Source organism: Mesorhizobium sp. M7D.F.Ca.US.004.01.2.1 (genome assembly GCF_003997785.1).
In the GTDB taxonomy this organism is placed as follows: domain Bacteria; phylum Pseudomonadota; class Alphaproteobacteria; order Rhizobiales; family Rhizobiaceae; genus Mesorhizobium; species Mesorhizobium loti.
The window spans coordinates 1-10,149 of record NZ_RZRQ01000220.1 but is presented as its reverse complement, the minus strand read 5'-3'; the positions used below and the strand labels follow the sequence as shown (position 1 = coordinate 10,149).

Annotated in this window: 13 protein-coding genes; 8 read left to right on the top strand and 5 right to left on the bottom strand. The window is 62.0% G+C overall.

Translation table 11 applies throughout. The features are described from left to right. The coding region (locus EN993_RS24600; protein ID WP_206525254.1) for an uL13 family ribosomal protein at window positions 1–134 on the bottom strand (134 nt) is incomplete at its 3' end. Window positions 135–349: 215 nt separating this feature from the next. After that, window positions 350–814: a PaaI family thioesterase gene (locus tag EN993_RS24595; RefSeq protein ID WP_127265052.1), complete on the bottom strand. Its 465-nt coding sequence runs from the start codon at window positions 812–814 to the stop codon at window positions 350–352. Between the two features lie 149 nt (window positions 815–963). Between EN993_RS24595 and EN993_RS24590 the strand changes: the two genes are divergently transcribed. The 7 genes from EN993_RS24590 (at window position 964) to EN993_RS24560 (ending at window position 6,258) form a co-directional block, all read left to right on the top strand. After that, a complete protein-coding gene (locus EN993_RS24590; RefSeq protein WP_127265051.1) occupies window positions 964–1,785 on the top strand; it encodes an enoyl-CoA hydratase in 822 nt (273 codons plus the stop codon). Between the two features lie 202 nt (window positions 1,786–1,987). Then, the gene (locus EN993_RS24585) at window positions 1,988–2,410 is read left to right on the top strand and encodes a VOC family protein (RefSeq protein WP_127265050.1); all 423 of its coding nucleotides are present in this window, start codon (window positions 1,988–1,990) and stop codon (window positions 2,408–2,410) included. Next, the gene (locus tag EN993_RS24580; protein ID WP_109669486.1) at window positions 2,410–3,192 is read left to right on the top strand and encodes an AAA family ATPase; all 783 of its coding nucleotides are present in this window, start codon (window positions 2,410–2,412) and stop codon (window positions 3,190–3,192) included. Before EN993_RS24585 ends, EN993_RS24580 begins: the two co-directional genes overlap by 1 nt. Then, entirely contained in the window at window positions 3,189–3,953 is a 765-nt protein-coding gene (locus EN993_RS24575; protein WP_127265049.1) for a GNAT family N-acetyltransferase, read from the top strand. Before EN993_RS24580 ends, EN993_RS24575 begins: the two co-directional genes overlap by 4 nt. Continuing rightward, complete coding sequence (locus EN993_RS24570) at window positions 3,940–4,461, top strand: CoA-binding protein (protein WP_127265048.1); 522 nt, start codon at window positions 3,940–3,942, stop codon at window positions 4,459–4,461. The genes EN993_RS24575 and EN993_RS24570 overlap by 14 nt, the downstream gene beginning before the upstream one ends. Before the next feature lie 159 nt (window positions 4,462–4,620). Next, window positions 4,621–5,901, top strand: coding sequence for an O-acetylhomoserine aminocarboxypropyltransferase (locus tag EN993_RS24565; RefSeq protein ID WP_127265047.1), 1,281 nt, complete (start codon window positions 4,621–4,623; stop codon window positions 5,899–5,901). A 6-nt stretch (window positions 5,902–5,907) separates the two neighbouring features. Then, entirely contained in the window at window positions 5,908–6,258 is a 351-nt protein-coding gene (locus tag EN993_RS24560) for a cupin domain-containing protein (RefSeq protein ID WP_109669495.1), read from the top strand. 14 nt (window positions 6,259–6,272) lie between these two features. Here the strand turns inward: EN993_RS24560 and EN993_RS24555 are convergent, their stop codons facing one another. From EN993_RS24555 to EN993_RS24545, 3 genes are read right to left on the bottom strand one after another with little or no spacing between them, the layout of a single operon-like run. Then, the gene (locus EN993_RS24555) at window positions 6,273–6,989 is read right to left on the bottom strand and encodes a transporter substrate-binding domain-containing protein (RefSeq protein WP_127265046.1); all 717 of its coding nucleotides are present in this window, start codon (window positions 6,987–6,989) and stop codon (window positions 6,273–6,275) included. Between the two features lie 21 nt (window positions 6,990–7,010). Continuing rightward, window positions 7,011–8,078, bottom strand: coding sequence for a hypothetical protein (locus EN993_RS24550; RefSeq protein ID WP_164757787.1), 1,068 nt, complete (start codon window positions 8,076–8,078; stop codon window positions 7,011–7,013). Between the two features lie 24 nt (window positions 8,079–8,102). Beyond that, the gene (locus tag EN993_RS24545; protein WP_127265045.1) at window positions 8,103–9,353 is read right to left on the bottom strand and encodes a cytochrome P450; all 1,251 of its coding nucleotides are present in this window, start codon (window positions 9,351–9,353) and stop codon (window positions 8,103–8,105) included. Between the two features lie 103 nt (window positions 9,354–9,456). Between EN993_RS24545 and EN993_RS24540 the strand changes: the two genes are divergently transcribed. Beyond that, window positions 9,457–10,149: FAD-dependent oxidoreductase (locus EN993_RS24540; protein ID WP_164757786.1), on the top strand; the 693-nt coding region annotated here is incomplete at its 3' end.

Below are 10,149 nucleotides of genomic sequence, written 5' to 3'. Positions count from 1 at the left end.
GTGAAGGTCGGCTTGTGCTTGCCGCGAAGATGATTGGCGATGACAGTGGCCAGACGACCGACGACGAGACCTTCGGCGTCGATCAGGATCCACTTCTTCACCACATCCGCAGGCTTCTGCGAAAAGGTTGTCATGTTTTCTGCTCTCGGTTCTGACCTTCACGAGGGAAGGCGTTTCTTGTTGCTTGGATTGGCGAAAAGCGCTTGCCCGCCGCCAATAACAAAACGGCGGCCTTTGCGGGCCGCTGCTTCGTGAGGGCTTATAGGCGAGGGTGGTTGTGGCGTCAAGACGCGCGAAACGGTCGATAGCAGGTAAAGGGCTGCAAAAACAATAGTTTAGGTAAAAGGTATTATTTTACCACACCGTCATTTCGCTTCGGAGGGATCGAATAGGTGCCGGTGGCGTGCGCCACCGTGTGTCCGTCCGCGCCGGCGACGATGTCGATGTCGAACACCATCAGGCTCTTTCCCAGCTTCAGGATGCGGCAATGGCCATCGATCGGTCCGGCCTCGGCCTTGCGGACGAAATTGATGTCGAGGTTGACGGTAACGGAAAGCGCGTCCGGCCCGGCATGCGACAGCACGCAGACATAACCGCCGATGTCGGCCAGCGTGAACAGCGAGGGGCCGGATACGGTGCCGCCGGGACGCAGGTGCCGCTCGCCGGCATTGAGCCGCACGGTGCAGCCGCCGGGGAACACGTCGATCGCCTCGAAATATTTGAACTGCTCATTGAGCTGCGGATAGACGGTTTCCATCAGCGCATTGACTTGTTGCGCGGTCAGCACCGGCTTCAGGTTGGTTTGGGCGGGCATGTCGGTCTCTCGTTTTGTGCGTAGCTGTATGGGCAGCGCGGCATTTCTGGCAACCTTCGTCTCCTGGCGCAAGCGATGGGTGTTGGACGAAATCCGATCCGGTATTAGATACTCTGGCAGCCCCGAGCGGAATCGCGGAGACCTTATCCATGGCCGAAATCCTTGCCATCAAGCCTGCCGCCATTGAAGGTCCGGTTGTCGCACAAATGGACAAGGGCGTGCTGCGCCTCACGCTCGCCAATCCGCCCGCCAACGCCCTGTCGCTGATGGTGATGGCGGCGCTGACGGCCGAACTTGAGCGCGCCAAGACCAACAAGGCCGTTCGCGTCATCGTTTTGTCGGCGGCCGGCAAGGTGTTCTGCGCCGGCCATGATCTCAAGGAAATGACCGCGCGCCGCGCTGACGCCGATCATGGCAAGGCCTTTTTCGCAGAGACGTTCGCGGCTTGTGCCGCGCTGATGCAGGCGATCGTGCGTCATCCCGTGCCGGTGATCGCCGAAGTCGACGGCCTGGCCACCGCGGCGGGGCTGCAACTGGTCGCTAGTTGCGATCTGGCGATCGCCTCGCACGAAGCGACCTTCTGCACGCCGGGCGTCAACATCGGCCTGTTCTGTTCGACGCCCATGGTGGCGCTGTCGCGCAACGTTTCGCGCAAGCATGCAATGGAGATGCTGTTGACCGGCGAGACGATCGATGCGGCGACGGCCAAGGAATTCGGTCTGGTCAACCGCGTCGTGCCGCGCGAGTACCTGAATCAGATTGTCACCAAATACGCGCAAACCATTGCTTCCAAATCATCCTTGGTGATCAAGACCGGCAAGGAGGCGTTTTACGCGCAGGCCGAAATGGGGCTGGCGGATGCCTATGCCTATACCGGCAGCATCATGGTCGAAAACATGCTGGCGCGCGATGCGGAGGAAGGCATCGGCGCCTTCATCGGCAAGCGCAAGCCGGAATGGACGGACGAATGAAGTGGCACGAGGTTGGCCGTGAGCGATTTCCTCGACATCCTTCTCACGAGTTGCTTAACTGGGCGGAAAGGCGAAAGTATCAGGATTTTTGGGTTTCTATATGGGTGGTTCTATGGATGTTAAGTACTGTCTTGGTGATTTACTTGGCGTATAAACATATTGATGTGTAAATATCGATCACGTTAGCCGCGAGCATACAGAAATGGAACCGCGCATCTCCATCATTACCATCGCTACAGACGACCTCGACCGCGCGGTGCGCTTCTATGAGGCGATGGGCCTGACCCGTCATGCCGGCATCACCGACGGTGTTGCCTTCTTCCAGATGGGCGGCGTCATTCTCGGCCTGTTCCCGCGCGCCAGCGCCGAGGAGGATTCCGGCATTGCCTTCACCGGGGCGCCGTCGGCTGTCTATCTCGCCTACAACACCCGCTCCGACGCCGAGGTGGACGAGGTGCTCGCCATGGCGCAAGAAGCCGGCGGCCGCATCGTCAAGCCGGCCGGCCGGGCCTTCTGGGGCGGCTGGTACGGCTATTTCGCCGACGCCGACGGACATGTCTGGGAAGTGGCGCACAATCCGGCCTTTCCGATCGCGGAAGACGGCACGATTTCGCTGCCTGGCTGATGGCCCATCGCAAGCAGCTGACGCGGCTCAAGGCTCCCTATCTCAAGCGCATCCTGCTTGATCCCGCGCGGGTCGAGGATTGGGAAAAATACCCCTGGAACCTGCCGCTGTTTCGCGGCCATGACTTCGAACTCGAATTCACCACGCCGATCACCATCATTGTCGGCGAGAACGGCACCGGCAAATCGACGCTGCTTGAGGCCATCGGCGCACTTGCCGGCTACGACGAAGCCGGCGGCGGCAAAGGTTATAGGCCGGTCGACCATTCCAGCGCCATCGACAAGAGCGGTGCGGCACTGGCAAACACATTCCGTGGCCACTGGCTGCCGAAAGTCACCGCCGGCTGGTTCTTTCGCGCCGAATCCTTCTACTCCGTGGCTCGCTATCTCGATCAGGCGGCGCTGGAAGACCCCTTCAGGCCACCACCGCCGGATTTCCTGTCCTGGTCGCATGGCGAGGGGTTTATCCGCTTTTTCGAAGAGCGCTGCCGCAGGCAAGGCATCTACATCCTCGACGAGCCTGAGAGCGCGCTGTCGCCGTCTCGCCAGATCGAACTGCTCAAGATGCTGCGGCGCATGGACCAGTCGGGCACCGCGCAAGTGATCATGGCGACGCATTCGCCGCTGCTGATGGCTTGTCCCGGAGCGCGGCTGTTCCGGATCAGCCGCTTCGGACTCGACCCGACCGATTTCAGCGATACCGATCATTTTCGCATGATGCGCGACTTCTGCACCGATCCGCAGGCTTTTATGGAGGAAGCGCTGAGGGAGGATGACGCGTGAGCGCCGGCGACGATGATCTCAACTGGCGCATCGAGCAGACGTGCCGCGAAGGCTGGCCGGCGGCAACCGAGGCGGTTGTGGAGGGCTGGCTTTTGAGACGGTCCGGCGGACGGATCCGGCGCACCAATTCGGCCAATCCCTTGCGTGGCAAGCGCGGTGCACCTGATGCAGTCATCAACGCCGCCGAGTCCTTCTACATCGGTCACGGCCAGACGCCCTTGTTTCGGGTTCCCGACATCGCCGGCGAGCTCGAAGCCGTACTCGACCATCGCGGCTACCAGCCGGAAGGCGGCACGATCCATCTCCATGCCGGGACCGGCGACCTGGCTGAAGTCCGCGACGAGCAGGTCACCGTTTTGAAGGTGCCGGGCGAAGACTGGCTCGCGGCGCGCTTCCGCATGGGGGCCTTTGACGACGCCGAGCGCCGCATCTTTCGCGAGATGACCGGACTGATCCTCGGGGACCGGGCATTTGTGTCGTGTGAACGCGACAGCGAAATTGCCGCCTTGGCCTATGGTGTCATCCGCAATGGCCTGCTTGTGGTGGAATCGGTTGAAACCGATGGCCGTTTCAGGCAGCAAGGCTTGGGCCGCAAGACCGTCGGCGGCCTCATTGACTGGGCGCGGCGGGCAGGGGCGTCGGCGGCATGCTTGCAGGTGGTGGCCGATAACGCGCCGGCCCGCGCACTCTACGCCTCGCTTGGGTTCAGCCGTGAACTTTACCGCTATCACTACCGCAGGAAGCCGCATGAACCACGATAGTTACGACAACACCTACATCGCCGGCATTCTCAATTCGGTGAAGACCGTCGCCATGGTCGGCGCATCCGCCAACGATGTGCGACCGAGCTATTTCGTGCTGAAATATCTGCTGGCCAAGGGCTTTTCGGTGTTTCCGATCAATCCTGGCCAGGCCGGCAAGGAAATCCTCGGCCGGATGACCTATTCCAGGCTCGCCGATATTCCGGAGCCGATCGACATGGTCGACATCTTTCGTGCGCCTGCGGCAGTACCCGGCATCGTCGACGAGGCGTTGCGGCTTGATCCCTTGCCGAAAGTGATCTGGATGCAGCTTGGCGTGCGCCATGACGAGGCAACCGCGCGCGCCGAGGCTGCCGGCATCAAGGTGGTGATGAACCGCTGCCCCAAGATCGAATATGGCAAGCTGTCCGGCGAGATCGGCTGGACCGGCGTCAATTCCGGTGTGCTGTCGTCGAAGAAGCCGCTGATGCGCGCCGGATTCCAGAGTTTCGGCGTTCGCCAGAAATAGGCGAGGGGCGAAAGCGCAAAATTATTCCGACAAACGCAGTATTTTCCTGCCGCTTCATAAAAGATCCCGCACGGAAGGGTATTTTCTTCTTTGCATTCGAGGCCGGGCTTCGCCAAGAATGCCCAGCGAATTTCAGAAGGTTTTTCAGGGAGGTTTTCAGTGACCCGCACGCCAGGTTTCAATACGCTCGCCGTCCATGCCGGCGCCAAGCCAGATCCGGCGACCGGCGCACGCGCCACGCCGATCTACCAGACGACCTCCTTCGTCTTCGATGATGCCGACCATGCCGCCTCGCTGTTCGGGCTGAAGGCCTTCGGCAACATCTACACCCGCATCATGAACCCGACGCAGGCGGTGCTGGAAGAGCGCATGGCGGCCCTCGAAGGCGGCACGGCGGCACTAGCGGTCGCCTCCGGCCATGCCGCGCAGGTCATCGTGTTCCACAATCTGATGCAGCCGGGCGACAATTTCGTTGCCGCCAACAAGCTCTATGGCGGCTCGATCAATCAGTTCGGCCATGCCTTCAAGAATTATGGCTGGGAGGGGCGCTGGGCCGACACCAACGACATCTCGACCTTCGAAAGCCAGATCGACGACAGAACCAAGGCGATCTTTATCGAGAGCCTCGCCAATCCGGGCGGCACTTTCGTCGATATCGAGAAGATCGGCGACATCGCGCGCAAGCACGGCCTGCCGCTGATCGTCGACAACACACTGGCCTCGCCCTACCTGATCCGGCCGATCGAGCATGGCGCCGACATCGTCGTGCATTCGCTGACCAAATTCATCGGCGGCCATGGCAATTCGATCGGCGGCGCCATTGTCGATGGCGGCACCTTCGACTGGTCGAAGTCGGGAAAATACCCGATGCTGTCGGAACCGCGCCCTGAATATGGCGGCCTCGTCCTGCATGAAACCTTCGGCAATTTCGCCTTCGCCATTGCCGCGCGCGTGCTCGGCCTGCGCGATCTCGGCCCGGCGATCTCGCCGTTCAACGCCTTCCTCATCCTGACCGGCCTGGAAACCTTGCCGCTGCGCATGCAGCGCCACTGCGACAACGCCGTGACGGTCGCCGCCTGGCTGTCCAACCACCCCAAGGTCGCGTCGGTGAACTACCCCGGCCTGCCCAGCGACAAGAACAACGCGCTGCAGAAGAAGTACTCGCCGCTTGGTGCGGGCGCCGTGTTCACCTTCGCTCTCAAGGGCGGCTATGACGCCGGCGTGAAATTCGTCGAGGCGCTCGAACTGTTCTCACACCTCGCCAATGTCGGCGACACCAAGTCGCTGGTTATCCACCCGGCGTCGACCACGCACCGCCAGCTTTCCGACGAGCAGAAGGTCAAGGCCGGCGCGGGCCCGGACACCGTGCGGCTCTCTATCGGCATCGAGGACGTCAACGACATCGTCGCCGACCTCGAACAGGCGCTCGCCAAGGTCTGACCGATCATGGCCGAGCCAAAATTTCTTGCCATCGGCGTCGACACTGTCGACGCCGAACAGGGCGCGCCGGCGCCGGATCGGCTGATCTCGGGTGATCCGAAATTCCGCACCTGGAATGTCGAGGAGCGGGAGGGCGGCCTTTACGCCGGCATCTGGGAATCGACTCCCGGCAAGTGGCGCATCGTCTATGACGAGTGGGAGTTCTGCCACATCCTGTCCGGCGTTTCGGTGATCGCGGAGGACGGCGGGCAAGCGCGCACCGTCAAGGCGGGCGACAGCTTCGTGCTGAGGCCCGGCTTTAGGGGAAGCTGGGAAGTGCTTGAAACGACCCGCAAGGAATATGTAATCAAGTTGTAGGCATCGGGAACGGATCAGACGACGCGATCGATATCGCTGTCCGAAAATCCGTATCGCGCCATCATCTGCCGGTGCCAGTCGCTGCCCAGCAATTCGCCCAGGCAGGAATCGATGCGCCGGAGCAGGGCGCTGTTGCCCTTGGCGATCGCGAAGGCGCCGGCCGACGGTTGCTTTTCAATCGGAGGAACCTCGACAAACCCAAGCGGCATGTCGGGCCGCTGCGCCAGATAACCTCGATGCGCCATCGCAACGCTGGCATAGGCGTGCACCGTGCCATCGGCGACAGCGTGTGCCGCATCCGCCTGCGTTGCAAACATCCTGACCTGCTCAGGCGCGATTGCGTTGTGCAGCGCCGTAAGATGCTGAACCTGATCGGTTATGACGCCGATCAACGCCCTTCGGTCCTCGGCGATGGATTGGTAGCCGCGAAAGCCGCGCGGATTGTCTTTCGCGACCAGCAACCCGTCCTGCAATGCCCAGATCGGCCGTGTGAAGTCGACAAGCTGCCTGCGCTCTTCGGAGACGAACAGGCCGGTCGTCATGGTCCAGCGGCCCTCGACCAAGCCTGGCAGCAGTTCAGCGAATTCGGTTTCGATCGGGCTGAAGCTCGCCAATCCGAGCATGTCGCCGAGGCGGCGCGCAAGCTCGACGTCGCAGCCGGAAACCTCGCCCGATGCGCCGGTGAAGCAGAATGGCGGCTCTTCCAGGAAGGCAAATTTCAACTCGGTCATGTCAGGCAAAGCATCGCCGTCCTATTTTGCCGGAAACTGGCTGAGGCAGGCCTCCGACGCCTTGTCGTGAAAGGCCAGGATGTCGACATCCTGTGCCTCGATATCGGCGTCGGAGATCTCGTCGCGATAATACTGCGCCATGAGATCGAGCCCCTCCTGGCTGATGCCCTGCGTCGGCATCTCGCGGGCAAGGCAGCCGCACAGGCTGAGCGCACGATCCGGTGAGCCGATCTTGTGGTTGGAGAGGATAAAGGTCTGTGCCGGACAGGCATCGAGAAAGCCGTCGAAATTCAGCTTCTGCTGCGGCTGGTCGCCATGGTTGAAATAGGCCGGCGGCCATTGGCTCTTGCCGCTGGCGACATCGCAGCCGGTGCCGACATCCTTGGCGTTGTTCTGGACGGCCAGCAACGCGGTCCACTTTTCACCCGTCGGATATTCGAAGTTTTCTGCCAGCGACGCGGTGTACATGTCGAGATCGGACTGACTGAAGCTGGTTACCTGAAACCGGTTGAGCTGGCATTGGCATTCGGTGTTTACGCGTTCCGCTTCGCCTTCCGCCGGTTGCTCGTTGGATTTGCTTTTCTGGCAAGCGGCCAGGAAGGCCGCGCCGTCGAGCGACGAAGCTGGAAAGCTGGAGGCGTCTAGATAGCGCTTGCCGTCCCAGCCGATCGTCATCTGGTCGGACTGGATGTCGAGAAAACCGTTCCGCTTGAAGGCGCTGAGCCCGATCTTGTCCTGCGGCACCAGCCGGGCACCTGGAATATCGCCGAGAACCTCCTGGTAGCTGTCGCCTTCCAGGACAAACAGGAAGTTGCCGCAGTTGGTGCCATCACAGCTGGGCGCATAGCGATAGGCGAAAATCTCCGGAAAACCGTCAAGGTTGAGATCGACCTCGATGGCAAACGATGTCAGCGGCAGGCCTTTCGACCCGGTCTGCCGCTCCAGCAGGACCGTCGCCATTTTTTGGGCGATGGCCGTGCTGTTTTCCCACGGGATGTTTTCCGGCTGCTGCTGGGCGGCCGCCATGTCAGGGGATGCGCACGCCAGCGCCAGGGCGAACACCGTCGCCCGTATCGAAAACAGTCTCATCTCGCAGCCCCTGGCCCGCGATCGTCAGAAGCCGACGGCGAGCGTTTCCAGCCCATGGAAGTGGTAAGTGTCGCGGAAGCTTGGCCTTTCGGCAAGATGGAGCTTTGGGTGGCGCTCAAATAGGGTTTTCAGCGACACCTGCAATTCGAGCCGGGCCAGCGGTGCACCGATGCAGAAATGGATGCCGGCGCCGAAGGATACATTCTTCTGGTCCGCGCGATCCGGCCGGAAGGCTTGCGGTTCGGCGAAGGCGCGCGGGTCATGGTTGGCCATGCCGAGCAGCAGCCCGATCGTCTGGCCCGGCTGCACCACGATACCGGGCGAGACCTCGATCTCCTGATAGGCGTAGCGCGTGAACATGTGCAGCGGCGCGTCGAAGCGCAGGCATTCCTCGACCGTTGCCGCGGCCGCTTCTGGTGAACCGAAGAAGCGGCTGACATCGCCGCCTTGCATAAGGATGGAGCGGACAGCGTTGCCGGTCTGATGCACCGTCGCTTCATGACCGGCATTGAGCAGCAGGATCGCAGAGGACACCATCTCGTCCTCCGACAGCCTCTCACCGTCCTCCTGCGCCGAGATCAGCAGCGACAGCAGGTCGTCGCCGGGGTTCTTGCGCCGCTCGGTGACATGGAAACGCAGGAAATCGGCAAATTCGCCCGCGGCGCGATTGGCCGCCTCCTCGGTTTCGCGTGTGCGGCCGTGGATGTACATGGCGACCATCCGGTGCGACCAGTCGAGCAGTTGCGGCCCCATTTCGACCGGCACGCCGAGCATTTCGGCAATGATGGTGATCGGCAGCGGCGCCGCGAAGGCGGGCAGCAGGTCGACGGCCTGGCCCGGTTCGAAGCGGTCGATCAGGTCGTTGGCGAGCGCTTCGACACGCGGCCGCAGCCGTTCCACCTGGCGCGAGACGAAGGCACGATTGACCAGCGTTCGGAGCCGCGTGTGCACCGGTGGCTCGAGCTCCAGCATGGAATTGGCTTCGATGCCGTCAAAGGCGCTGAGATGGCTGCGATCCTGGCCGATGCCGCGGCTGTCTGGAATGCCGGCCGGGTTCTGGCGGCCGAAGCGGCGGTCGCGCAGCAGCCGGTTGACGTCATCGAAACCGCCAAAGCACCAGAAGCCGAATTCTTCCCAGAAGAATGCGTTCGATGCGCCGTGCAGAAAGGCATAGGCCTCGTAAGGGTTCTGGAAGAAGGTCGGCTTGTGCGGGTCCAGCCGCAGGTGACGAGTGGCTGGATCAAAGGCCAGGGTGGGCGGCGTCAATTTGCTCATGCCAGACCAATAGCGCGGCTTGCCAGCCGGGTTCCAGACCGTATGTTGGCGCCCGCAACCCAATGCGTTGAGCCAGCCGACCGGCTGCGGAAAGACTGATTTGATGAATGTGATCGTTGTCGGCGCGGGTATCGCCGGTCTCTCCACGGCGTGGTCGCTGGTCAAGGCCGGTCACAGCGTTTCCATCGTCGAGCAGGGGCCGATCCCCAACCCGCTGGCAGCGTCGGGCGACCACCACCGCATCATCCGCCGCGCCTACCGGGCGGGAACCGGCTATGGCCGGTTGATCACCGAAGCTTACCAGGCGTGGGACGAGATGTGGGCCGATCTCGGCGAAAGCCATCTCGATGCGCGCGGATTTGTCTGCATTTCGCGCGAGCCGGGCGACGAGGCCGAGGAATACCGTGAGGGACTGGAAGAGGGCAATTTTCCCTTCGAATTGCTGGAGCCGGATGCAGCCGTGAAGCGCTGGCCGTTTCTCGAAGCCGGTTCGTTCCGCTATGCCTATTTTTCGACTGAAGGCGGCGCGCTGCATTGCCGCAAGATCGCCTCCGATCTGGCAAAGTGGCTGCGCGCCAACGGCGCCAATGTCTACGAACACAGCAAGGTCACCGCGATCGACTCCGAGGCCGGCCATATCGTGCTCGAAAGCGGCGAGACGATGCAGGCTGACCGCATCGTCGTCGCCGCCGGCGCCTGGGTGCTGAAGCTGTTTCCGGAACTGGACGGCGAGTTGAAGACCTATCGAACCGCACTCGCCTATGTCGAACCGCCGGCTGACCTCAAGGCCGTCTGG

Bases quoted from the DNA above. Each gene is read 5' to 3' on its own strand.
- EN993_RS24590 (WP_127265051.1), top strand. From the start codon at position 964: ATGGCCGAAATCCTTGCCATCAAGCCTGCCGCCATTGAAGGTCCGGTT.
- EN993_RS24545 (WP_127265045.1), bottom strand. From the start codon at position 9,353: ATGAGCAAATTGACGCCGCCCACCCTGGCCTTTGATCCAGCCACTCGT.
- EN993_RS24595 (WP_127265052.1), bottom strand. From the start codon at position 814: ATGCCCGCCCAAACCAACCTGAAGCCGGTGCTGACCGCGCAACAAGTC.
- EN993_RS24560 (WP_109669495.1), top strand. From the start codon at position 5,908: ATGGCCGAGCCAAAATTTCTTGCCATCGGCGTCGACACTGTCGACGCC.
- EN993_RS24550 (WP_164757787.1), bottom strand. From the start codon at position 8,078: ATGAGACTGTTTTCGATACGGGCGACGGTGTTCGCCCTGGCGCTGGCG.
- EN993_RS24580 (WP_109669486.1), top strand. From the start codon at position 2,410: ATGGCCCATCGCAAGCAGCTGACGCGGCTCAAGGCTCCCTATCTCAAG.
- EN993_RS24570 (WP_127265048.1), top strand. From the start codon at position 3,940: ATGAACCACGATAGTTACGACAACACCTACATCGCCGGCATTCTCAAT.
- EN993_RS24555 (WP_127265046.1), bottom strand. From the start codon at position 6,989: ATGACCGAGTTGAAATTTGCCTTCCTGGAAGAGCCGCCATTCTGCTTC.
- EN993_RS24585 (WP_127265050.1), top strand. From the start codon at position 1,988: ATGGAACCGCGCATCTCCATCATTACCATCGCTACAGACGACCTCGAC.